This is a genomic window from Haladaptatus sp. DYF46, assembly GCF_021083305.1.
GTDB lineage: Archaea > Halobacteriota > Halobacteria > Halobacteriales > Haladaptataceae > Haladaptatus.
On record NZ_JAJFAY010000002.1, the window covers coordinates 311,298 to 332,849 of the forward strand.

At 61.5% G+C, this 21,552-nt stretch carries 24 protein-coding genes and 1 tRNA gene; 16 read left to right on the plus strand and 9 right to left on the minus strand.

Features of this window, described 5'->3' with window-relative positions; all coding sequences use genetic code 11:
• Nucleotides 1-82 precede the first annotated feature (82 nt).
• Nucleotides 83-2,005, plus strand: a complete 1,923-nt coding sequence (gene thrS / locus LJF34_RS12740; protein WP_231185388.1) for a threonine--tRNA ligase — start codon at nt 83-85, stop codon at nt 2,003-2,005.
• 254 nt (nt 2,006-2,259) lie between these two features.
• The gene (locus LJF34_RS12745) at nt 2,260-2,574 is read left to right on the plus strand and encodes a hypothetical protein (RefSeq protein ID WP_231185389.1); all 315 of its coding nucleotides are present in this window, start codon (nt 2,260-2,262) and stop codon (nt 2,572-2,574) included.
• A 247-nt stretch (nt 2,575-2,821) separates the two neighbouring features.
• Here LJF34_RS12745 and LJF34_RS12750 read toward each other — a convergent pair whose 3' ends face one another.
• From LJF34_RS12750 to LJF34_RS12760, 3 genes are all read right to left on the minus strand, one after another.
• Entirely contained in the window at nt 2,822-3,886 is a 1,065-nt protein-coding gene (locus LJF34_RS12750; protein WP_231185390.1) for a zinc-dependent alcohol dehydrogenase family protein, read from the minus strand.
• A 763-nt stretch (nt 3,887-4,649) separates the two neighbouring features.
• Entirely contained in the window at nt 4,650-5,690 is a 1,041-nt protein-coding gene (locus LJF34_RS12755) for a hypothetical protein (protein WP_231185391.1), read from the minus strand.
• Nucleotides 5,691-5,833: 143 nt separating this feature from the next.
• Complete coding sequence (locus tag LJF34_RS12760) at nt 5,834-6,706, minus strand: PspA/IM30 family protein (RefSeq protein WP_231185392.1); 873 nt, start codon at nt 6,704-6,706, stop codon at nt 5,834-5,836.
• Between the two features lie 54 nt (nt 6,707-6,760).
• On the opposite strand from LJF34_RS12760, the gene LJF34_RS12765 reads away from it, so the two are divergent.
• The 5 genes from LJF34_RS12765 (at nt 6,761) to LJF34_RS12785 (ending at nt 11,229) form a co-directional block, all read left to right on the plus strand.
• Nucleotides 6,761-7,357, plus strand: a complete 597-nt coding sequence (locus LJF34_RS12765; protein ID WP_231185393.1) for an alpha/beta hydrolase — start codon at nt 6,761-6,763, stop codon at nt 7,355-7,357.
• Nucleotides 7,358-7,814: 457 nt separating this feature from the next.
• Complete coding sequence (locus LJF34_RS12770; RefSeq protein WP_231185394.1) at nt 7,815-9,461, plus strand: CTP synthase; 1,647 nt, start codon at nt 7,815-7,817, stop codon at nt 9,459-9,461.
• A complete protein-coding gene (guaA, locus tag LJF34_RS12775) occupies nt 9,461-10,378 on the plus strand; it encodes a glutamine-hydrolyzing GMP synthase (RefSeq protein ID WP_231185395.1) in 918 nt (305 codons plus the stop codon). The genes LJF34_RS12770 and guaA overlap by 1 nt, the downstream gene beginning before the upstream one ends.
• A complete protein-coding gene (locus LJF34_RS12780) occupies nt 10,378-10,698 on the plus strand; it encodes a CTP synthetase (RefSeq protein ID WP_231185396.1) in 321 nt (106 codons plus the stop codon). The genes guaA and LJF34_RS12780 overlap by 1 nt, the downstream gene beginning before the upstream one ends.
• A gap of 126 nt (nt 10,699-10,824) precedes the next feature.
• Nucleotides 10,825-11,229 carry a GNAT family N-acetyltransferase gene (locus LJF34_RS12785; RefSeq protein ID WP_231185397.1) on the plus strand — a complete coding sequence of 135 codons (405 nt, stop codon included), beginning with the start codon at nt 10,825-10,827 and terminating at the stop codon, nt 11,227-11,229.
• Nucleotides 11,230-11,662: 433 nt separating this feature from the next.
• On the opposite strand, the gene LJF34_RS12790 is transcribed toward LJF34_RS12785, so the two are convergent.
• Nucleotides 11,663-12,334 (minus strand): MBL fold metallo-hydrolase, encoded by a 672-nt coding sequence (locus LJF34_RS12790; RefSeq protein ID WP_231185398.1) that lies wholly within the window; start codon nt 12,332-12,334, stop codon nt 11,663-11,665.
• Nucleotides 12,335-12,406: 72 nt separating this feature from the next.
• Here LJF34_RS12790 and LJF34_RS12795 point away from each other — a divergent pair, with 72 nt between their 5' ends.
• From LJF34_RS12795 to pdhA, 4 genes are all read left to right on the plus strand, one after another.
• Complete coding sequence (locus LJF34_RS12795) at nt 12,407-12,640, plus strand: hypothetical protein (protein WP_231185399.1); 234 nt, start codon at nt 12,407-12,409, stop codon at nt 12,638-12,640.
• 1 nt (nt 12,641) lies between these two features.
• On the plus strand, nt 12,642-12,953 hold the full coding sequence (locus LJF34_RS12800) for a cupin domain-containing protein (protein ID WP_231185400.1): 312 nt from the start codon (nt 12,642-12,644) through the stop codon (nt 12,951-12,953).
• Between the two features lie 70 nt (nt 12,954-13,023).
• Nucleotides 13,024-13,224, plus strand: coding sequence for a hypothetical protein (locus LJF34_RS12805; RefSeq protein ID WP_231185401.1), 201 nt, complete (start codon nt 13,024-13,026; stop codon nt 13,222-13,224).
• Nucleotides 13,225-13,388: 164 nt separating this feature from the next.
• The gene (gene pdhA, locus LJF34_RS12810; RefSeq protein WP_231185402.1) at nt 13,389-14,435 is read left to right on the plus strand and encodes a pyruvate dehydrogenase (acetyl-transferring) E1 component subunit alpha; all 1,047 of its coding nucleotides are present in this window, start codon (nt 13,389-13,391) and stop codon (nt 14,433-14,435) included.
• Nucleotides 14,436-14,474: 39 nt separating this feature from the next.
• Here pdhA and LJF34_RS12815 read toward each other — a convergent pair whose 3' ends face one another.
• Complete coding sequence (locus tag LJF34_RS12815) at nt 14,475-14,705, minus strand: Lrp/AsnC ligand binding domain-containing protein (RefSeq protein ID WP_231185403.1); 231 nt, start codon at nt 14,703-14,705, stop codon at nt 14,475-14,477.
• 173 nt (nt 14,706-14,878) lie between these two features.
• On the opposite strand from LJF34_RS12815, the gene LJF34_RS12820 reads away from it, so the two are divergent.
• Both LJF34_RS12820 and LJF34_RS12825 read left to right on the plus strand, forming a co-directional pair.
• Nucleotides 14,879-15,568 (plus strand): TrkA family potassium uptake protein, encoded by a 690-nt coding sequence (locus tag LJF34_RS12820; RefSeq protein ID WP_231185404.1) that lies wholly within the window; start codon nt 14,879-14,881, stop codon nt 15,566-15,568.
• A 1-nt stretch (nt 15,569) separates the two neighbouring features.
• Nucleotides 15,570-15,800, plus strand: a complete 231-nt coding sequence (locus LJF34_RS12825; protein ID WP_231185405.1) for an Lrp/AsnC ligand binding domain-containing protein — start codon at nt 15,570-15,572, stop codon at nt 15,798-15,800.
• A 137-nt stretch (nt 15,801-15,937) separates the two neighbouring features.
• On the opposite strand, the gene LJF34_RS12830 is transcribed toward LJF34_RS12825, so the two are convergent.
• From LJF34_RS12830 to LJF34_RS12840, 3 genes are read right to left on the minus strand one after another with little or no spacing between them, the layout of a single operon-like run.
• Complete coding sequence (locus LJF34_RS12830; RefSeq protein ID WP_231185406.1) at nt 15,938-16,399, minus strand: DUF5813 family protein; 462 nt, start codon at nt 16,397-16,399, stop codon at nt 15,938-15,940.
• A gap of 33 nt (nt 16,400-16,432) precedes the next feature.
• A complete protein-coding gene (locus tag LJF34_RS12835) occupies nt 16,433-18,541 on the minus strand; it encodes a hypothetical protein (RefSeq protein WP_231185407.1) in 2,109 nt (702 codons plus the stop codon).
• Between the two features lie 12 nt (nt 18,542-18,553).
• Complete coding sequence (locus LJF34_RS12840) at nt 18,554-19,477, minus strand: HalOD1 output domain-containing protein (RefSeq protein ID WP_231185408.1); 924 nt, start codon at nt 19,475-19,477, stop codon at nt 18,554-18,556.
• 173 nt (nt 19,478-19,650) lie between these two features.
• Between LJF34_RS12840 and LJF34_RS12845 the strand changes: the two genes are divergently transcribed.
• Both LJF34_RS12845 and LJF34_RS12850 read left to right on the plus strand, forming a co-directional pair.
• Nucleotides 19,651-20,262, plus strand: a complete 612-nt coding sequence (locus LJF34_RS12845; protein WP_231185409.1) for a hypothetical protein — start codon at nt 19,651-19,653, stop codon at nt 20,260-20,262.
• Nucleotides 20,263-20,298: 36 nt separating this feature from the next.
• Nucleotides 20,299-20,577: a hypothetical protein gene (locus tag LJF34_RS12850; RefSeq protein ID WP_231185410.1), complete on the plus strand. Its 279-nt coding sequence runs from the start codon at nt 20,299-20,301 to the stop codon at nt 20,575-20,577.
• A gap of 376 nt (nt 20,578-20,953) precedes the next feature.
• Here LJF34_RS12850 and LJF34_RS12855 read toward each other — a convergent pair.
• Nucleotides 20,954-21,038 (minus strand) — tRNA-Leu (locus tag LJF34_RS12855).
• Nucleotides 21,039-21,126: 88 nt separating this feature from the next.
• Between LJF34_RS12855 and LJF34_RS12860 the strand changes: the two genes are divergently transcribed.
• A complete protein-coding gene (locus LJF34_RS12860) occupies nt 21,127-21,534 on the plus strand; it encodes a desampylase (RefSeq protein WP_231185411.1) in 408 nt (135 codons plus the stop codon).
• Nucleotides 21,535-21,552 lie beyond the last annotated feature (18 nt).

The window sequence follows — 21,552 nt, forward strand, 5'->3', positions numbered from 1 at the left end:
GCGGATATCGAACTTCCCGTCCATCGCCGTTCCTCACGCCGTCTCAACACACTTATCTGGCGCGTGGCGCGTACCCAACCGCATGAGCGATATCGTTGTCACGCTCCCGGACGGCGCCGAACTCGACATGGAGGAAGGCGCGACCGTGGAGGACGTGGCGTACGAAATCGGCCCGGGACTAGGCACGGACACGGTGGCAGGTGTCGTGGACGGCGAACTCGTGGACAAGGCGACGCCGCTGTCGGCGGACTGCCGACTCGTCATCGTCACCGACCAGAGCGACGAGTACCTGAGCGTCCTCCGTCACTCCGCGGCCCACGTCTTCGCGCAGGCGCTGAAGCGACTTCACCCCGAAGCGAAACTCACCATCGGCCCGTGGACCGACGAGGGCTTTTACTACGACATCGCGGGCGTCGAACTGGACAGCGACGACCTCGCCGATATCGAGGCGGAAGCACACGACATCATCGAGGAGGACCTCGACATCGAGCGCACCGAGAAGTCGCGCGAGGAGGCCTTCGACTTCTACGAGGGCAACGAGTACAAACAGGACATCCTCGACACCGAGGCGGCCGACGAGGACACGATTTCCTTCTACGAACAGGGCGAGTTCGCGGACCTGTGTAAGGGTCCGCACGTCGCCTCGACCGGCGAAATCGGCGGGTTCACGCTGCTCGAAACCTCGGCGGCCTACTGGCGCGGCGACGAGGAGAACGACACGCTGACCCGCGTGTACGGGACGGCGTTCCCGACCGAGAAGGGCCTCGAACAGTACCTCGAACGCGTCGAGGAGGCCGAGGAGCGCGACCATCGCAAACTCGGCAGGGAACTGGACCTGTTCTCCATCGACGAGACGACGGGGCCGGGCCTGCCGCTCTATCACCCCAACGGGAAGACCATCCTGCGCGAACTGTCGGACTACGCTGGCGAACTCAACCGCGGTGCGGGCTACGACGAGGTGGAGACCCCCCACCTGTTCCGCACGGAACTCTGGAAGAAGTCGGGCCACTACGACAACTACGTGGACGACATGTTCCTCCTCGACGTGAACGACGAGGAATATGGATTAAAACCGATGAACTGCCCCGGCCACGCGACCATCTTCGACCAGCACAGTTGGAGTTACCGCGACCTGCCGATTCGCTACTTCGAGAACGGCAAGGTGTATCGCAAGGAACAGCGCGGCGAACTCTCCGGCCTCTCGCGCGTCTGGTCGTTCACCATCGACGACGGCCACCTGTTCGTCCGCCCCGACCAGATCGAGCGCGAGATTCGGCAGGTCATGGACCTCATCTTCGAGGTCATCGAGACGTTCGATTTGGACGTGGAAGTCGCGCTCGCCACCCGCCCCGAGAAGTCCGTCGGCAGCGACGAGTTGTGGGAGCACGCCGAAGAGCAACTCCGTTCCGTCCTCGAATCCAGCGGCATGGACTACGACATCGAGGCGGGCGACGGCGCGTTCTACGGCCCGAAGATCGACTTCGGCTTCGAGGACGCCCTTGGTAGGGTTTGGGACGGCCCGACGGTCCAACTCGACTTCAACATGCCCGAGCGCTTCGACCTGACCTACGTCACCGAGGACAACGAGGAGGAGCGCCCGGTCATGATTCACCGCGCGCTGTACGGTAGCTACGAGCGCTTTTTCATGGTTCTCATCGAGCACTTCGACGGCAAGTTCCCGCTCTGGCTCTCGCCCGAACAGGTCCGCATCCTGCCCGTCAGCGACGATAACCTCGGCTACGCCCACCGCGTCGCGAACGAACTCGACGACTTCCGCGTCGAAGTCGAGGACCGCTCGTGGACCGTCGGCCGCAAGATTCAGCAGGCCCACGACGATCGTATCCCGTACATGATCGTCGTCGGCGGCGACGAGGAGGAGGCGGGGACGATTTCGGTCCGCGACCGTCTGGAGCGCGAGGAGAAGGACGTCTCGCTTTCGGAGTTCCGCAAACACCTGGAAGCGGAGCGCGACGAGAAGAGTACGGAACTCGGGTTCCTCGACTGAGGCGACTCGTCCACTGTTTTTGCCGCTTTTGCTGACGGCTCGGTTGATGGCAGGGTTCATCGGTATTGGTTCATAGCGGGCGATATCGGTCGTGTCGCTTGCTCGTTTTCGGGTTACGTACAGACCGCAAATCCTTCATAGTCTCAACATGAAATTTAGGTATGGGAACTGCCGAGCGAGGATTGGTCTCGTGGGTATCAGCGACCGTTGATTTCCTTCTGGCAGCGTGTGGGTTCACAATCGTGTTGTATCCGATGGTCTCGCTTGGGAACGCGGTTCTCGGGTCGCCAGCTTCGGCCTCAACAGTCAACTTGGTTATCGGTGTGCTGGCGGTCGGTGGAGCCTATCCCGTGGTTGCAGGGGATTGGTCACTCGGACAACTCGGTGAGTACGTGTTCGTCCTTACTGCCTCGGCATTCGGGTGGGGGCTCCTCGGGATGGCGGTGATACTCGTATCAGGACGTACGTTCGCCGGGAGTAACCCGATTCCGCAAGCAACGGTTTGGGCCGCGGCCTCTCTGACTGCCTATATCGTCGTGTACCGAACCCAACTGACGATTTTTAGCTAACTCCAATTTCATAATTCGGTCTCACGACCAGTCGAGCGACACCGATAACGGCACACACACGTACCGAATGGCCGTGTCATCGTCGACTGGCCGGAACAAACGATGAATACGTGATGACCACATCCTCTCGATTAACGCGCTCCATCTGACAGCGTCTCGTCGGATCTATTCGAAGCGTGCCGGAGGAGGGGGCGTATTCAGCAACCGCTCCCGGGAAAAGCCGCAATGCGAAATTCCGGTGTTCCGGTCAGAACTCGTCGATAACGGGAATACCGACGGTTTCGAAGTCCGTCATCGCGTCGAGTTTGTCCGAGGTTTCCGCGAGAGACACGGTCTCGGAGACCATCATCGCTGGATCGAGTTTCCCGTATTCGATCATCCGGAAAATTTCGTCGTAGCGGGGCCGGGGGAGGCCGATCGCGCCGATGAACTGGAGTTCCTGGGCGACGATTAAATCCGTCGGGAGCGGGACCTCGCCGCCCTCGTCACTGGACGTCAAGCCGATCTGGATATGTTGGCCGCGTTTCCGAAGGCTACGGACCGAGTTGCCACACGTCTCGGCGATGCCGAGGGCATCCACGGAGACGTCGGCGCCACCATCGGTGATCGCTGCCACCTCCTTGGGCACGTCGGCGACCGCTCCCGCGTTGATGGTTTCGACGGCCCCAACGTCGGTTGCGAAGTCCAGTTTCTCGTCGAACAGGTCGACGGCGATGACGTTCGCGCCGATGGCGTCGGCGATGTGGACGGCCGAGAGGCCGATGCCACCGCAACCGTGGACCGCGAGCCAGTCGCCGGCGGTGACGTCCGCCTGGTGGACGAGCGCGTGGAACGACGTCATGAATCGACAGCCCAGTCCGGACATCTCGACCGGTGAGACGCTATCCGGGAGGGGGACGACGTTGAAGTCGGCCCACGGGACGTGAAACCGTTCGGCGAACGCACCCTTCGATTCCGGGGCGAGCCCCAGCGGAATGCGGTTGTCACAGAGATTGGAGTGTCCGTTCCGACAGGACGGACACGTCCCGTCGCCGAGGCTGAACGGGACGGCGACGTGGTCGCCTTCACGAACGTGTTCGACTTCGTCGCCGACTTCGACGACGACGCCGGCGGGTTCGTGCCCGAAGACGTGGCCGTCCTCGAACCCCCTGGACTCCCAGAGCGGATCTCCCTGCCACGCGTGCCAGTCGCTCCGGCAAATCCCACACGCATCTGTCTCGACCACGACACCCGTGGGGTCCGGTTCCGGTTCGTCGATCTCCCTGATCTCCAGCGGTTCCCCCTGACCGGTAAACACTGCGGCGCGTACCATGCCATGTCAGTTGTTGGCACAAACCATAATTATACGGGCTCAAGGATACAGAATCCATTCTCCTTGAGCACGCGAGAGTCAGTTACGTGCTCGATACGTCCTTTGCGTTCATCACCCTCGTGACGACCGCGTGCCGTGCGTGATACTCGGCGACGAAGAGGAAGCGGTGGGCACGATTTCGGTCCGCGACCGTCTGGAGCGCGACGAGAAGAGTACGGAACTCGGGTTCTTGGACTGAGGGCCGTCTACGGTTTTTCTGATTTTGCTGCAATACTTGGTTACGGTCGGATTTTATCGGTACTGCCGAATAGAGGGAACGTATCTATTATTCCCCTACGGACTATCGGATTCGTGATCAGTAGCCACCGATAAATACATATTTATTTGTCATCATTTGTCGAGTAGATGAAATCAACACGGTTCGTGACCATTTGTTTCGTATATAGTGGAACAATATTACTGGCACAGGGCGCTTTCCTTTTCGAGTCTCCGATCGCCATCATTACACAAATTGGCGTTGGCCTCTCCATCTTGGGAACCGGACTCCTTCGATTGTACAAGCCCGAAGAATACGAGCGAAAGCCGACGGAGTACGGGCCATTAGCTTATGCAATGGCGACCCTCGCTCTCGTATTAACTGCGCTATTTCTCGCCCAAGTAGTCGTTTTCTAAACGGAAGCGCCCACTGTTAGACCTACGCTCTGTAGCTAGCACGTCACCGTTGACGAATATCGAAGAAAGTACCGACCTCGTTCGTGCTTCTCTAGTCCAACTCGTCGCTCCGCTTCGTCTCCCGAAGGATGAACGGGCCGATCGAAAGCGTGCGCTTCGCCACCGTCGCAATTCGCAGGATATACGCCAGCAGGATGATGAACGGGACGATTGCAATCGTAGAAGCCAAACTCACCGTCAGCACGTCGTTGCTGATGCCGACGGTGGCCCCCGGAACCGCCTTCGCGTCGAAGTAGATTATCATCGCGATGGTGACGACGAGCGCCGGAACCGCCGTGTACAGCATGGCCCGCGAGAGGTTGACGAACTCCCACTGGAAGTAGAGCGTCTTGAAGTGCTCGCGTGACGGACCGAAGAAGGACAGCGATTCGATGATGTCGTCGAACGCTTCGTCCACCTCGTCGGTGAGGGCGTCGGCGTGTTCGTTGCGGATCTTCCGCGCGAGGAAGATTTTCCACGAGTAGTTGAAGTTGAGAATGGCAGAAAGCACGTCGAACGTCCCGAACTGCGTGTCTTCGAGCGAGTTGCTCACTTCGTCGGCATTCTCGGAGAGGCCATCGACGTAGCTTCGAATCTCGTCCTTCAGTTCCTCGTCCCGACTGGTGTCCACCGCGTCCGCGAGCGCGTTCGCCCGCGACCTGGTCTCGTCGAGGAGCGCCTGCATGAACGATGCGGGTTCCGGCGGTGCGGTCGGAACGTCGAGCGCGTCCTCGATTTCCCGCCGAAAGTTCATCGCGCCCTCCATCCGACTTCGCTGGTCGCCGACGGGGCCGAGTTCCTGCGAGAGGACGAGTTGATTGAGCGTCACGACGAGCGTCACGCCCGTGATGATCGCGCCGACGAAGCCCTGAAACAGCGTATCAACTGCGTCGTCGCTCGGCCCGATATACTGTTGCAGCGGCGACGGGTCGAGAACGCCGAGAACGAGCAACGACACGAAAATGGCGAGCAGGATACCCCCCGCGACGAACCACCGGTTCGCTTCCATCAAAATCCACAACTTGAGCCGACTTTCGTTGGCTCGCTCGCGCATCGTATCTCCGGGTTGCGCGCTCCCCTCGGAATCACTCATACGGGAACGAAGAGCAACTAGTGTGAAATAGGCACTTGCCGAACTCGGTCGTTCTTGCCGGAGGAAGGGACGATACGCTTCGTCGGCGGCGCTTACGAATCGGGCTCGTCGGAAAAGTAGCGAATCGATTTCGGAGGAGGTGGCTACGAGTTGTTCTCCTCGGTGGCTTGCTCGGTTTCCGTTTCGGTCTCGGTTTCGGTTCCCGTTTCCGTTTCAGCATCGTTTTCCGTCTCTTCGGTCGCGACTTCGGCTTCGAGGTCCGAAAGGTCGATATCGTCGTCATCTGACGACGATTCCGATTCATCCTCCGTTTCGCTTTCGACACCCATGTCGGCCTTCAGGGTTTCCAACTCGGAGTCCACCTCGCCCGAGGATCGCATCTCTTCGAGTTCGCGGTCGAGGCTGCTTTTGTCCGAAAGCGCGTCCTCGAACGCGCCGGTGTCCTGCAGTTCGTCCATCGCTTCCGCACGGGCTTCCATGTCCTGCGTCTTGTCCTCGGCGCGCTCGATGGCCATCCCGACATCTTCCATCTCGTCGCCGACGCCGGTCATCGCCTCCGAAACGCGGCTGTTGGCCTCGGCGGCCTCGTAGCGTGCCTTCATGCTCTCCTTCTTCGTGCGGAACTCCTCGATGCGATTCTGGAGTTCGTCCTTCTTCTGAACGAGGTTGTCCTGCGTGTTCTGAAGCTGTGCGATCTGGCCCTCCAAATCCTCGATTTGGTTCATCTTCTGCTTTTTCTTTTCGAGGGCTTGCCGGGCCAAATCCTCGCGGTCCTGCTTGACCGCCTCGCGCGCCTGCTGGTTGTGCTTCTCGACGTTCTCTTCGAGGCGGCGCTTCTGGATTTCGAGGCGTTTCTTCTGGGTCGTGAGGTCCGCGATGCCCTGCTTTACGTCCTGCAACTCGTCGCGCATCTGCTCGTAGGAGTAATCGAGCGTCTCGGTCGGGTCTTCTGCCCGATTGAGGACGGCGTTTATCTTCGAGCGGACGACGTACGACATGCGTGAGAGTACTCCCATACTCCTATATTCAGAACCCGACCCTTAAAATCCTCACCAAGCTAACACGCCCGCATGGCGTTGAAGGAAGTCGTCGTTCCCGGCGTTCGTGACGTCCGTGCATCGTTGGACGAACCCGAAGACGGGTCAGAAACCATCGTTATCGCCTGTCCGCCCCATCCGCAGTTCAACGGCAACCGAAACGACAATCGACTCGTCGCGCTTTCGGACTACCTCGGGGAGCGCGGCGCGGCCTGTCTGCGCTTCGATTACGGCGATTGGGACGAGGGCTACGGCGAGCGCGAGGACGCGCGCAACGCCCTCCGCTGGGCGCGCGAACGCTACGATTCCGTGGGCATCTTCGGTTTCAGTTTCGGCGGCGCGATAGCGACGCTCGCGGGCGTGGACGAGGACGCGGCCGCCATCGCGCTGCTCGCGCCCGCCTCTCGACTCGCGGAAGACTTGGACGCCGTCGCCGCGCTGGACGAGGTGGACGTTCCGTTGAAGGTCCTCTACGGAACGCGCGACGACGTCGCGGAGTGGAAACCGCTGGTGGAGCGCGCGCGGGAACTGGGCTTCGAAACCGAGGAGTTCAGCGCGGACCACTTCTTCGTCGGGCAGGAACAGAAGGTGGCGGGGCGGTTGGGGGAGTTTCTGGTCGAATCGCTTTGAAAAGCGGTAGGTATGAGGGTTTGCGAGAGTCATCTTCGACAGGGGCGAGGGGAGCGAGATGATTCAGCCCTCGAAAACCTCCGCTCATGATGTGCTGGTTGTGAAGTCTCTATGACAACGACTACAGACGTCACACAACCGCACCGCCACTGCACCGCACCACGAACCTCCCCAACCGATTCGCTTCGTTCGTCCCTCACTCCGCTCATCCCTCGCATGATAGCCAGCAGGCCCTCGGACCTGCTGGCGCACGCGCCGGGATGGATGGCTAATTTCGCGCATTCTGACTTCCCACCGTGCCGCGCGCTGATGGGGAATTTCACCGTCGTCTCCACTTCCGTTTTCCCGAACTCGAATTCATCTCAGGGTCGAACTCCGAAGTATCCAACATATGCCACATCCTGTCGAACGACGACGCCTCCGAAATGGTTTTGAAGAACGGTTGCGGAAAGTCAGTATGCCGACTGACCCCGAGACAAACTACGACCCCGAGATGGGGAAGAAGTTCATTTTCGTCACAGGGGGCGTCATGTCCGGACTTGGCAAAGGCATTACCGCCGCGAGCACTGGGCGACTGCTCGCAAACGCCGGGTTCGACGTGACCGCCGTGAAAATCGACCCGTATCTGAACGTGGACGCGGGGACGATGAATCCCTATCAGCATGGTGAAGTGTACGTACTGAAAGACGGTGGCGAGGTCGATCTCGATCTGGGGAACTACGAACGGTTCCTCGACATCGACATGACCTTCGACCACAACATCACGACCGGCAAGGCCTACCAGTACGTCATCGAGAAGGAACGCGCCGGGGACTATCTGGGCAAGACGGTCCAGATCATCCCGCACATCACGGACGAGATCAAGCGCCGCATCCGCGAGGCCGCCGAGGGCCACGACGTGTGTATCGTCGAAGTGGGCGGCACCGTGGGCGACATCGAAAGCATGCCGTTCCTCGAAGCGCTGCGCCAGTTCGCCACGGAACAGGACGACGACGATTTCCTCTTGACCCACGTCACCCTCGTCCCGCACTCGAAGAACGGCGAGCAGAAGACGAAACCGACCCAGCACAGCGTGAAGGAACTCCGGAGCATCGGCCTGCAACCCGACGTGCTCGTCGGGCGCTGTAGCGACGGACTCGAACCGAAGACCAAGGAGAAAATCGCGCTGTTCTGCGACGTGCCGACCGACGCCGTGTTCTCGAACCCCGACGTGGAGGACATCTACCACGTCCCGCTCGTCGTCGAGGAAGAAGGCTTGGACGAGTACGTCATGGAGCAACTCTCCCTGACGGAGCAGGCGGTCCCGAGCGACGACCGAAGCACCGCGTGGCGCGAACTCGTCACGCGAGAAACCGAGGGCGAAGTCGATATCGCGCTGGTCGGCAAGTACGCGCTCGAAGACGCCTACATGTCCATCCACGAGGCGCTCAAACACGCCGGACTGGAGAAGAACGTGGACGTCAACGTCCTCTGGGTGGACGCGGACGAGATGGACGACGACCACGAGGAACGTCTCAAGGAGGCCGACGGAATCGTCGTTCCCGGCGGATTCGGCAGTCGCGGAACCGAAGGCAAAATCGAGGCCATCCGCTACGCCCGGGAACACGACGTTCCGTTCCTCGGTCTCTGTCTCGGCTTCCAGATGGCCGTCGTGGAGTACGCCCGGGACGTCCTCGGACTGGACGATGCGAACTCCGCCGAACTCGACGCCGACACGGCACACCCCGTCATCGATATCCTGCCCGAGCAGTACGAAGTGGAGGACATGGGCGGAACGATGCGCCTCGGCGCACACGAAACTGACATCGAAGCGGGAACGCTCGCGGAGCGGGTGTACGGCGCGACGAGTTGCACGGAGCGCCACCGCCACCGCTACGAGGTGAACCCCGAATACTTCGAGGACTTCGAAGGGGAGGACCTCGTCTTCTCCGGGCGCGCCGGAAACCGGATGGAAATCCTCGAACTGGACGACCACCCGTACTTCTTCGGGACGCAGTTCCACCCCGAGTTCCGCTCCCGACCCGACCGCGCGAGTCCGCCGTTCGTCGGCCTCCTCGATGCGGTCCTCGACGAAGCGGAGACGAGAGAGGAGGTAGAAGCCTGATGGTAGACACTGGTACATTCATCGAGGAAGCAGTCGCGGAGATTCGAGAAGCGGTCGGCGACTCACACGCAATCATCGCGCTGTCGGGCGGCGTCGATTCGTCCGTCGCCGCCGGACTCGCGTACAAGGCCATCGGCGACCAACTCACGCCGGTCTACGTCGATACCGGCCTGATGCGCAAGGGAGAGACCGATCAGATTCGAAAGACGTTCTCCTACATGAGTTCGCTGGAGGTCGTGGAAGCCGAAGACCGATTCTTCGACGCGCTGTCGGGCGTCATCGACCCCGAGGAGAAGCGGAAGGTCATCGGCGAGCAGTTCATCCGCGAGTTCGAGCGCGAGGCGCGCGTCACGGACGCCGATTACCTCGTGCAGGGGACGATTTACCCCGACCGAATCGAGAGCGAGGGCGGCATCAAGTCCCACCACAACGTCGGCGGCCTGCCGGACGTGGTGGACTTCGACGGCATCGTGGAACCCGTCCGCGACCTCTACAAGGACGAGGTGCGCGAGGTCGCTCGCGCCCTCGGCATGGAGGAGATAATCGCAGAACGCATGCCGTTCCCCGGTCCGGGACTGGCCGTGCGCGTCGTCGGCGAAGTCACGCCCGAGAAGGCGCAGGTCGCGCGCGAGGCGTGTCACGTCGTCGAAGAGGAACTGGAGGAGTACGACCCGTGGCAGGCGTTCGCCGCCGTCGTCGGCAAGGGAACCGGCGTCAAAGGCGACAACCGCGTTCACGGCTGGATCGTCGCGGTGCGGTCGGTCGAGTCGCGCGACGGCATGACCGCCCGCGCACAGGAACTCGACTGGGACACGCTCCAGCGCATTCAATCGCGCATCACCGGCCAGAACGAGAACGTCGCCCGCGTCGTCTACGACGTGACACATAAACCTCCGGCGACCATCGAGTACGAGTGATGCGCGCAGTCATCGCAGGTCCGGACGACGGTGAACTCGGTCACGCCCTCGAAACCGAGGGCGTCGAATTGACGACTGTCGACGGTGTCGCCTCCCGCCCCGCGCTCGAAGACGCGGCCATCCACGATGCCGACCTGTTCGTCCTCACGGACGTCGGACAGGCCACGGCGATCGCGGTCGCGAAGGACGTGAACCCGGACGTTCGCGTCGTCGTCTACGACGAGGATTCCATCCCCGAATTCGCTCGGAGTCAGGCCGACCTCATCGTGAACCCGAACGTCCTCGATGTAAGTGCGGTCGCCGAGGAGTTGGCGGCCTGAACGGTCGATAGAAACTCCGAAAACAGGGGAGAGCGACGAAAAGCAGGAGGCGAACGCGGCGAAGAAGAACCGACGGTATCCGCCGAAATGGGCAGGGTTAATCCCCTGCTCCGACGAGCATTTTTCATGAGCTACGAAATCCGTGACGAACTGCCGACTCCCGAGGAGTTCGTCGCCCTCCGCGACGCCGCCGACATGGCACCGCGAAGCGTGGAAGGAGTCGAACGGGGATTGCCGAACTCGGTGTTCGGCGTGACTGCCGTCGACGACGAAACCGGCGAGACGGTCGGCATGGCTCGCATCATCGGCGACGGCGGGTCGGTTTACCAAATCGGCGACATGGCGGTCCACCCCGACCACCAGCGACGGGGATTGGGCTCGCGCATGATGGAGCGGTTGATGGAATATCTGGAGGAGAACGCACCCGAAAGGGCATACGTCAACCTCATGGCCGACGTGGAGGGCTTTTACGAGCAGTTCGGCTTCGAGTACACTGCACCCGCTTCGCGCGGGATGTACCGACGGATGTGACGACTATCCGGATGTGTGACGACTACGGAGTTCGTTTTTCGTCGTCGTCGTTTGGTTTGGACGTTGCTACGTGAGATTCTCCGTGTCACCTCTGTCGGTCACTTTCGGGGACGGCTTGCTCGAAAGTGACCATCAGTTTTCTATCTCGTGGTTGTTTTACTGTGACCGCAAGTACAGACGTCACTGAAACCGCCACCGCACCGCTACCGCAACAACCACTCCCTCCCCAACCTATTGCGTTCCTCACTTCGTTGCGGTACTCATCCCTCGCACGACTTCACCGGGACGACACGGCCGATGGCTCACGGCGTTGCCGTTCGCTTTCGAGGTTTCTTCGAAACCTCGCTGACCTCGTCGCCCCGCCAGCGCGCGCCACGTTGATCAGTCGGTCAGTTGTGAGGATGTTCCTATCGTTCTTCGCGCGTTCGACGGTTCACAGCGAATCTGCGAGTTCGCGGAGGCGTTCGCTGCCGTCGCGGAGGAAGGGAACGCCGTGGCCCATCGCGGCCACCTCGAAGTCGGGGGTTCGGGATTCGAGCGAGACGATGCTGTCGCGGACCGCCTCGGTGTCGTAACTCATCGCCCACGCGGAGGGGGTCAACTTCCCGTGGTCTTCGAAAACGAGGTCGCCGAGGAAGGCCACGTCCAGCGACTCGCTGACGTAGGCCATGTGGCCGGGCGAGTGACCCGGCGTGGCGTAGGCCGTGAAACTCCCGATTTCGTCGCCGTCCACGACGGCGACGACCTCCTCGTCGGGACTGGAGAGGAGCGGGCGCGTGGCGAGTTGAAACGCTCCCTTGTGGTTGTGCCAGTCGGGTGCGTCCGCGCCGGAGAGGAGCGGCGCGTCCGCTTCGCCCACGTAGATCGACGCGTCGAACGGCAGACGTGCGAGCGAGCCGACGTGGTCGAGGTCGTAGTGGGTTATCAGCACCCGGTCCACGTCGTTGATGGAGTAGCCCGCCTCCCGGACGCCGCGCATGATGTCGCCGCTGTCGAATGGCGTCCCGGCGTCCACGAGGGTCAGATCGCCGTCATCGTCGGCGAGATAGCAGTTCACGCTCCCGAGGTCGAGCCACCACACGTCGTCCGCGAGTTGCGTCACCATACGGGAACTACGACGGCCAGCCACTTGAGCGTAAACAGGTGATTTTTGGTGATTGGAGACGCAGTGTAGGCTATGGGAACGCCACTGCCAACCGAGACGCGCGACATCGACCGGTGGCGCGCGACGAAGGCCGTCATTCCGTTTCTCGCACTCGGGCTGTTCGACCTCGTACTCATCCTCGGGTGGGGACTCAATCCGCTCTGGGGCTTCGCCATCCTGCCGCCGATGCTCTTCATCAGCGTGCTGGCGTGGATCAGCTTCAAGTCCGGGTTCATCGACGAGAACACGGAGCACGCGGAGGAGTAGCGTGTTGGACCGCATCCCAGACCTCGACCCGGACGACGGCGAGGTGCTGACGGAGGAACTGGTCGTCACCGACGACGTTCTCGTGAAAGCCTTCGCACTGGGACCCGACGCCGAACTCAGCCCGCACGAACACGGCGACAGCACGAACGTCTTTCACGTCCTCGCGGGCGAGGTAACGGTGATTCAGGACGACGAGGAGGAGACGGTTTCCGCTCCCGGCGTCGTCCTCCACGAGCGCGGCGTCGTCCACGGCGCGCGAAACGATTCGGACGGCGTGGCGATGCTGACGGCGAGCCTCTGTCCGCTCCCGTGAACTCGTAGGTATGTTTTCGTCGGTTTGGGTGCGAAAGATATTTGTTCAGTATCGCCGACAATAACTAGCGATGAACGATTCCCTCCGACGGTTCGCGCTCGGATTGTACGCCCTGTGGCTTCTCACCACCGTCTTACTGATTCTCGGAAAGTACACACCGTTCCCGACGGTTCCGGGCGTCCACGACGCGGTCGTGTTCGGCGCAGTAATTCTGACGTTAGGTGGTGCCGGAAGACTCGCTCGGGACGGGTATCGGCGGTTCGTCGCCTGAATCTCGTGTCCGCTTCTCTCGTCCGCCTCCGTTCGTTCTCCTTCTCTCGTTCGCCTCCCATTCCTCATCCTCGAAGTTGCAGTTCCGTCCAAAAATTCGCACACCCGCTAGCCGACGTGACCGTTTTCGGAACGTCTTTGAAACCGCGATACATCCCCGCTTGCATGAACCGAATCATCGGGGAACGCGAGTTGGACGAGACGCCGTTCTCCGCGGAAGAGGCACGGGAAACCTTCAGGCAGATGGTTCTCTCCCGGCGATTCGACGAGCGCGCGATCGCCCTCCAACGACGTGGCTGGATGAGCAGTTGGCCCCCGTATCGCGGACAGGAAGCCTCGCAGGTCGGTGCCGCGCTGGCGATGGCCGACGACGATTGGCTCTTCCCAACCTACCGCTCGAACGGGATGCAGGTCGCACGCGGCGTCCCCATCAGCGACATCCTGCTGTTCCGCCGCGGACGCCCGGAGTTCAACTCCGACCACGATGTCCCCACCTTTCCCCAAGCGGTTCCCATCGCCACGCAAATCCCCCACGCGGCGGGCGCGGGCATGGCGATGAACTACCGCGGCGACGAGGACGCCGTGGTGTGTTACTTCGGCGACGGCGCGACGAGCGAGGGCGACTTCCACGAGGGACTGAACTTCGCGGGCGTGTTCGACGCGCCGGTCGTCTTCTTCTGTGAGAACAACAACTGGGCCATCAGCCTTCCGCGACACAAACAGACCGCGAGCGAGAGCATCGCCGTCAAGGCCGACGCCTACGGTTTCGAGGGCGTGCAGGTGGACGGCAACGACCCGCTCGCGGTCCGCGAGACGGTCGCCGACGCGCTCGATTCGGCCCGGAAGGGCAAACCCGTTCTCGTGGAGAGTCTCACTTATCGACAGGGTGCCCACACCACGAGCGACGACCCGAGCAAGTACGAGGACGTGGAACGTGACCTGCCGGAGTGGCGAAAGGCCGACCCCCTCGAACGCTACGAGTCGTGGCTCCGCGAGCGGGACCTCATCGACGACGAGTTCGTGGAGGAGGTCCACGACGAGGCGGACGAAATCCTTGCAGAGGCGGTCGAGGAGGCCGAATCCGTCGAGGACCCCGACCCGCACGACGTGTTCGACCGGGTGTACGCGGACGTTCCGCCGCGCCTTCGGGAACAGCGAGAATGGCTCGACTCGTTCCTCGAAGACAACGACGTGTACGAACTGGAACACTGAGAAGAAGATACGAAAAGACACGCTCGGGAACCGAATTCGTCAGTCGATGGCGATGTACGTTTTCGTGTCCACGACGCCGTCGAGTCCCTGAATGGCGGACGACGACGTCTGGAGGACCTCGTACACCTCGTCCGTGTCCACCTCGACGACGATGTCGTAATCCCCGGCGACGATGTGCGCTTCCCCCACGTTCTCCAGGCCACGCACCGATTCGAGCAACCCTTGGGACTTTCCGGCGGCCGTGTTCACCATGATAAACGCGTGTACCATTGTGCCGTGTGATACTCTATCATGCGAGAAAAACCTTTGCCCGGACCGAACTGTCGTCGGGATTCCCCGGCGTATCCCCGTCCAGTACCGCGAACTGACCGCTCCCGAGACGCATTGAGTACGGGGTTCTCTCCGGAGAAAGCTTATTCAACCCCTCTATCGTACGGAGTGACATGCGATTTGTTATCATAGGTTCCGGGAGGGTCGGCTTGCGAACCGCTCGCGTCCTTCGGGAGGAAGGTCACGAGGTGGTGCTGGTGGAAAACGACGCGAACAAAGCGAAACGCGCACGCACCGACGGCTTCGAGGTGGTCGAGGGGGACGGGTCGCACGAGTCGGTCCTCGAACAGACGGACCTCGATAGGGCGGACGCCCTCGGCGGGTTGACGGGCGATTTGAACGTCAACTTCGCGGCCTGCATGGTCGGCAAACATCACGGCTGTCGGACCATCCTCCGAATCGACAACGACTACCGGGAGGACATCTACCGCAAGTTTGCGAGCGACGTGGACGAGGTGGTCTACCCCGAGCGACTGGGCGCTATCGGCGCGAAGAACGCCCTCCTCGGCGGGAACATCCGCGCCATCGCCGATATCGCACAGAACCTGCAGGTGGTCGAACTCACCATCACCGAGGAATCACCCATGCGCGGGTACTCCATCAGCGAACTGGAACTGCCGGCCGACGCGCGGATTCTCGCGTTCGGGAAGCGCGGCGACAGAATCGGCATCCCGCTGCCCGACGACTCGCTCGAAGTCGGGGACAGGGTGGCCGTTCTCGCCGATTTCGCGGTGTTGGACGATGTTCGGAGAATCCTCGTCGGCGACGGCAGTCGAGCAACCGCGGGTGCGGGGGGTGTCTGAGATGGTCGCCGCATACATCATGGTCAAGGCGAACACGGGCGAAGCGGATCGGTTGAAGAACACGATCCTCGACATCGACGGCGTCGAGGATGCCCACATCGTCGCGGGAGACGTGGACATCATCGTGAAGGTGAACGTCGAGAACCCCGCGGAAGTGAAGACCGTCGCCGCCGATGGGATCCAAGGAGTTCAGGGCGTCGAGGACACCCAAACGTACATCTCGATGGACTGATTTTCGACGCAAGAGGATCGCATACGACGCACCTTGCGTCTGGCACCGTTTTTCACGTTCGGTATCGTTTTCCGGACACGCTCAATACCGTTTTTCACAAGTCGATGTCTCGGGCACGATGTACCGCTTGCCGATAACTAGTCGTACGACTGGTGTGCTCGGTCCAGCATCCCGGCGGCGGGTTCGTCGTAGTCGTATCCCGGAATGAGTCCCTGCATCCACGTTCCCTCGGCGAAATCGACGATGGCCTTCGCGTCCTCCGCCGCCTTGTCGGGGTAGCCCGACAAGGCGACTTCGAGGACGACGACGTCGTCCGAGAGTTCTATCGTCGGTGGCGTCGCCTCGTCCGACGAGACGACCGTGTGGGCGTCCTCCAACCGGAGTTCGAGCGTTTCGAACCAGCCGGATTCCACCACGTCGGCGACCGAATCGTCGGAGACGACGGCCGAAAGCGTCGGCATCCGGACGGTCACTTCGACGGGGTCCGTGAGGGACGCGTGACCGTCGAACGACGACGTGGTCACGACGAAGCCGTCATCGTTCCGCTCGAAACCGTCGTGCAGGCGAAACGCACGTTCGACTGCATTGGTTTGTGTCATTGATTGCCCGTAGGCCCGGCGGACGGAAGAGCGTTACGAGAAATCGCGTTCGACATCGATCTCCGGCGTCCAGTACAGTTCGTCGTCGTAGACGACTGCCGTCTCCTCGAAGCCCAGATACCGTTGTAGTTCCTCGCCGGAGACGGTGAACGTCGGCAACCGGCCGCCGAGGAGGTAGGCCATCCGTTCGTTCTCGATGTAGGGAACGACGAACGAACCGACGGAATGGCGGTTCGTCGAGTACGTTCGGACTCCGAGTTCGTACTCGTCGTCCCCGAGCGATTCGACCATGAAAACCAGCGGCGCGCTCTCCGATTGGACGACTTGGACGCTGCCGTCGCCGACGGCGACGTACTGGTTTCCGACGAGTCGCCGTCGTTTCGCAATCGAGAGGGCCGAACGGAGTGGAAATCCTGCGTTGAGCAGTCTGGCTATGGTTCGGCCGATGACCGTCGCACCCGCGTTTCCGATTTCGCTGTAGGTGACGATGCCCCCGATGCTGCCCGCTTCGACGAGGCGCTTTCCGGGTACGTAGGAGCGGCATGCGTTCAGCAGGAACATATCGACGTTGACGTTCGTCGCGTCGTCGGGGTGGAGGAGGCCGTCGTGGCAGACGAACGCCTCGTTCTCGACGTGGCCGATGTAGTGGAAGAAGTCCGTCGGCTTGCGCAGACGGTCCCGGAGTTCCGCCGTCGAGCAGTCCTGATCGACCGTCACGTCGAACGGCAGGTCGTCGTCACCGTACAGCGTATCCCGATACTCCGCTCGCATCTTCGGGTCGTTGCAGACGACGGTGATTTGCGGGTCGGCCGCCGACCCGTCGCGGTCGACGCGGTGTTCGAATCCGGACTGGAGAAGCTTGTTACCGCTGACCGGTGCACCCGTGCCGAGCCACGCGTGTTCGAGTGTTTCCGTCTTCGGTGGAACGACGTACTCCTCGTTGGGAACGGGGTCCGACGGATATCGGCGGTCCACCCCCGTCGACCGGGTGAACGCCGCGATATCCGTCGCTGACGTAACCGTCGTACTCCGCTCGCGATCCGTCGTCGCCACGTCGATTATCGGGAGGTCCCGGATGACGTACGGAAGTTCGGCCACGTTCTCCGGCTCTGCGGTCGTTTGCACCGAGAGTCGCCACGTGGGGAGCGCCCCCTCGAAAATCGAAAAGGGAACGTCGAGATACGCGTTCAAGCGGTCGGAAATCGACGCATCGTAGAGGGTTTCGAAGTCGAGGTCGACGAGCGATTCGACCGCCTGTCGCTCGTGTAACGCCATGCGATACAGGCCTTCGGTTCGGGTGACGCAGTCGAAAAACAGCGCCTGTTTGAGCACGCGTGCCACTTCCCCCTCGAAACCGCGCTCCGGGTGAGAAAGGGAGTGAGTCCCCTGATTCGTGACGATTCGGGGTGTGTCTCCGGGGACGACCGTCGCACCGAGGTAGTACGCGAGCGAGGCGACGGGAAAGATGGATTCGAACGCGGGCGGGACTTCGATGGTCACGCCCGTTTCGGGGGGCGACAGTTCGTCCGGGACGTGCAGTTCGTCGCCGAACTCGACCGTCGGGGGATGGCCGCGAAGGGTGGGAAACGACCGTTCGGGGCTGGTCGTCTTCAACGCCGAGCCGAACGAGGAGATCGCCGCCATCACGTCCTCCGGATCGGTCGTCGTCGTTACCGTCCCCGCCGGGCGGGTGTGAGCGGAGCGAGCGCCGATTTCGACGGCCGTTTCGTCGCCGAACGAGAGGGTGAGTTCGTCCTCCCCGACGTCGAAATCGAGCGAGGAATCCACTCGAAGGTACGTCTTGACCGCCGTCGTCAGTTCGATGTAGTACTCGCCGGGCGGAATCGTGGCTTCCGTCTCGTGGTCGATGGTGACGAGAAGTTCGCCCGACGTGTCGCGGACGAAGGCCGACACCATGGACGGGAACTCGATTCTGTCGGTTCGAACGCGCGCCACGGCACCGACGGGTGCGTCGAACCCATCGACGGAAACCGGACGGGGATCCACGTTTCGGGACGTTCCGATGACGTACAGGCTCCGGTCGAGCGGGTCGATGATGGTCAGTCCCGGCCGATCCTCTCGGGGGCGAAAAAGCGGTTCCACGCTTCGGCCGACGGTGTCGGGAACGGGTACGTCACTCATGGTTTGTGAGTTTCAGAGGTCGAACCACTCGGTCGTGTGGTCCGTCTCGCGGAGATGCCAGCGTTGCTCCGGGCCGTTATCGCCCGCCCGAAGTTCGATTATCGCGTCGAATCGGTGTGCGATGGCGCGAACGTAGGATGAGTCCCGGTCGATGGGAAGGACGTAATGACCCATGCCGGAAACCTCCTTGATGTGGTGGCAAAGGGTTTCGAGAAACGCGTCGACCTCGGCTTCGTCGTAGTTTTCCACCAACGGGCGGAGCGTGTCGAAGCAGAACCGAAGCTCCGCAGGTTCGAACCTGCCGCGCCCCGAATCGAGCCGCTCGATGGCGGCGGCGATTTCGTCGCGGAACGACTCGATGTCCCCGTCCACGTAGTGAACGGTCGGGTCGTTCCGCATCGCGGTGCCGTCGGCGGCGGAACGAGCGCCGGAGTGAAAGTCGACGATGTGGGCGTCCGACCCGGCCGAACCCGCCGAGGAGAGACGGTCGCGAACGGTGGAAATACTGCGGTCGTGGAGCGCAAAGAGCCGGGTCCGGTTACGGGTCGAGTCGCCGAGAAGCGGGATGCTGGCGGCGTCCACGACGGAGTCGGGGACGGACCCGACGAGGAGGAGGTTGCCGCCGAGTTGTTTGATCCGCGCGAGGCCGGGTTGGACGGTTATCATCCCGTCACCGCGGACGGTCACGTGGTGGCCGTAGAGCGAAAACGAGAGTCGACCCCCGCGCCGTGGAGTGCCGTCGTCGCGCGAGTTGAACAGTTTATCGAGGGCTTCGGGGTCGATGACGTCGTAGAGTTGTTCGGGGATGTCCGCCGGTTCGACACCCGCCACGTCCGCGACAGCCACCGTCACCGTCGTACTGAGTGACTGGGGGCTGGAGAGGTCGTGTTGCACGCGGTGAACGTCGCGCGTGTCAGGGGAACCATCCTCATTCATATACTTTTTAAGTTTCTGTGAGCGAGAGTGAAAAACCCATAGTCATTTATCTGACATTGGGGTCGAGCGTGCGGTATTTAGTTGGCTCCCGCGCTTGATTAGCGAACCACGAAATCGCCATCGATATTCACCCTACCCATTCATATGCGCGGGAGAACATCCACGGAACGCCGATGAGCAGGCATCCGAGACAAACCACGAGGAGAGCCAAAATCTCTCCGACGGACCAGCCCACGGACCCACCACCACCGCCGCTCGGTGGAGCGAGGTTTCCGGCGCTCTCCGACGTGTTCGAACTCGCCGTCGAACCGTTCGGGGCGGAGACCACGTTCGTCGTCCCGTCCTCGGTTGTCGTCCTCGTCGGCGTCGTTTCGCGTGCGGTGTCGGTCGTCACGGTGGTCGTTTCCGTCGATGACTCCGACGCCGTGGAGGAATCCGTTTCGGTCGATACACGGGTCGTCTCCGTCGTGGTGCTCGCTGGCGTCGCGGTGGTCGTCGATGCACGGGTCGTTCGCGTTGCTGTCGTGGACTGCGTGGTAGATGGTTGCGTTGTGGTAGATGGCGGTGTGGTGGGCGGCGTTGTCGTGGTAGATGGCGGTGGCGTGGTAGACGTCGAGGTCGCGGTCGTCGTGGATGTAGAAGTCGTCGTAGAAGTCGGAGGAACGGTCGTTGTCGGCGGCGGGGTTGTCGTGGTCGTTGTAGTCGTCGTTGCGGTCGTTGTGGTTGGCGTAGGGGTTGTGGTTGGCGTAGTGGTTGTAATGGTCGTGGTTGTCGTCGTCGGCTGAGTCGTCGTTGTGATCGTTCCAGTCGTCGTGGTCTCGGTGGTCGTCCCAGTCGTCGTAGTCCCGGCGGTCGTTGTCGTAGTCGTTCCCGCCGTAGTCGTTCCAGTTGTGGTCGTCCCGGTCGTCGTGGTCGAGAGCGTCGTGTCGGTAACGGTCGTGTTGGTCGTGTTCGTACTGGTCGCAGTCGAGTTCGTCGTCGGCGCGAGTGCGAGCGCCGAATCGCCGCCGCTCCCGGTTAGAGGTGTAGCGTTCCCGACGACGAGGAGCCCTGCGATGAGTAAAAGGGAGAGTACACGGGGCACCGACGTTCGCGTCTGAACCGAAACCATGGGTCGATATTCATCGATTTTCAGTACCGGGTGATTATTGTTACGATTATTCGGAACAAAGGTAAATATCGTTCAATAATTTTGTCTGATTGGTTTTATTTGTGTGGAATTTATGGGCGGACCTTGAAATAGTCAATAATTATAGATGAAGACAGGTCTACGTATTCGACAGACGTGATAGCATTTCTCATTCCGGTATCGTCTATCTTCATTTGATACAACAAGTTAAGAATCCGATTGTTTTGGAGGGTTCGGGGGATGGGATTCGAACAACGCCCGAGAACCTGCGCGAAGCGCAGAACCTCGGTCTAATTCGAACCCATCCGGTCGATTCGCACGGCGCGACGGACTGTCGCGCCGACTCATGCGAGGGATGGGATTCGAACCCATGGACGTCTACACGAGCGGGTCTTAAGCCCGCCGCCGTTGGCCTAGCTTGGCAACCCTCGCGCGTCAGTCGATTGCCGCTTCCCCTGCAAGTGGGTTTCGGTTGGGGGTGGCCTCCCCGTTTATACGGCTTCGAACCGAATTCACGACCATGCTTGCCCTCTCGCGCGAAGCGTACGACACGCTCATCAGTCGCGCGCGCCGAGGTCGCCCCGACGAAATCTGCGGCATCCTCGCCGGAACCCGCGGCGACCACACGGCCGTCGAGGAGGTGTTTCACGCGGAGAACGTCGCGACGGACACGCGAACGAACTACGAGATCGACCCGGAGGAGCAACTCGCGGTCATGGACCGAATCGAGGAAGACGGCCGTGAAGTCATCGGCTTCTATCACTCCCATCCGATCGGGCCGGACGAACCCAGCGAAACCGACGCCGCGGACGCGACGTGGGACGGATACTCGTACGTAATTGTCTCGCTGAACGGGTCACACCCGTTCGTCGGGTCGTGGCGCTGGACCGGAGAGCGATTCGAATCGGAAGTGGTGCATCTGGAGTAGATGACGAGTATTCGACGA

Bases quoted from the DNA above. Each gene is read 5' to 3' on its own strand.
- thrS (WP_231185388.1), top strand. From the start codon at position 83: ATGAGCGATATCGTTGTCACGCTCCCGGACGGCGCCGAACTCGACATG.
- LJF34_RS12745 (WP_231185389.1), top strand. From the start codon at position 2,260: ATGGTCTCGCTTGGGAACGCGGTTCTCGGGTCGCCAGCTTCGGCCTCA.
- LJF34_RS12750 (WP_231185390.1), bottom strand. From the start codon at position 3,886: ATGGTACGCGCCGCAGTGTTTACCGGTCAGGGGGAACCGCTGGAGATC.
- LJF34_RS12755 (WP_231185391.1), bottom strand. From the start codon at position 5,690: ATGAGTGATTCCGAGGGGAGCGCGCAACCCGGAGATACGATGCGCGAG.
- LJF34_RS12760 (WP_231185392.1), bottom strand. From the start codon at position 6,706: ATGGGAGTACTCTCACGCATGTCGTACGTCGTCCGCTCGAAGATAAAC.
- LJF34_RS12765 (WP_231185393.1), top strand. From the start codon at position 6,761: ATGGCGTTGAAGGAAGTCGTCGTTCCCGGCGTTCGTGACGTCCGTGCA.
- LJF34_RS12770 (WP_231185394.1), top strand. From the start codon at position 7,815: ATGCCGACTGACCCCGAGACAAACTACGACCCCGAGATGGGGAAGAAG.
- guaA (WP_231185395.1), top strand. From the start codon at position 9,461: ATGGTAGACACTGGTACATTCATCGAGGAAGCAGTCGCGGAGATTCGA.
- LJF34_RS12780 (WP_231185396.1), top strand. From the start codon at position 10,378: ATGCGCGCAGTCATCGCAGGTCCGGACGACGGTGAACTCGGTCACGCC.
- LJF34_RS12785 (WP_231185397.1), top strand. From the start codon at position 10,825: ATGAGCTACGAAATCCGTGACGAACTGCCGACTCCCGAGGAGTTCGTC.
- LJF34_RS12790 (WP_231185398.1), bottom strand. From the start codon at position 12,334: ATGGTGACGCAACTCGCGGACGACGTGTGGTGGCTCGACCTCGGGAGC.
- LJF34_RS12795 (WP_231185399.1), top strand. From the start codon at position 12,407: ATGGGAACGCCACTGCCAACCGAGACGCGCGACATCGACCGGTGGCGC.
- LJF34_RS12805 (WP_231185401.1), top strand. From the start codon at position 13,024: ATGAACGATTCCCTCCGACGGTTCGCGCTCGGATTGTACGCCCTGTGG.
- pdhA (WP_231185402.1), top strand. From the start codon at position 13,389: ATGAACCGAATCATCGGGGAACGCGAGTTGGACGAGACGCCGTTCTCC.
- LJF34_RS12815 (WP_231185403.1), bottom strand. From the start codon at position 14,705: ATGGTACACGCGTTTATCATGGTGAACACGGCCGCCGGAAAGTCCCAA.
- LJF34_RS12820 (WP_231185404.1), top strand. From the start codon at position 14,879: ATGCGATTTGTTATCATAGGTTCCGGGAGGGTCGGCTTGCGAACCGCT.
- LJF34_RS12825 (WP_231185405.1), top strand. From the start codon at position 15,570: ATGGTCGCCGCATACATCATGGTCAAGGCGAACACGGGCGAAGCGGAT.
- LJF34_RS12830 (WP_231185406.1), bottom strand. From the start codon at position 16,399: ATGACACAAACCAATGCAGTCGAACGTGCGTTTCGCCTGCACGACGGT.
- LJF34_RS12835 (WP_231185407.1), bottom strand. From the start codon at position 18,541: ATGAGTGACGTACCCGTTCCCGACACCGTCGGCCGAAGCGTGGAACCG.
- LJF34_RS12840 (WP_231185408.1), bottom strand. From the start codon at position 19,477: ATGAATGAGGATGGTTCCCCTGACACGCGCGACGTTCACCGCGTGCAA.
- LJF34_RS12845 (WP_231185409.1), top strand. From the start codon at position 19,651: ATGAGCAGGCATCCGAGACAAACCACGAGGAGAGCCAAAATCTCTCCG.
- LJF34_RS12860 (WP_231185411.1), top strand. From the start codon at position 21,127: ATGCTTGCCCTCTCGCGCGAAGCGTACGACACGCTCATCAGTCGCGCG.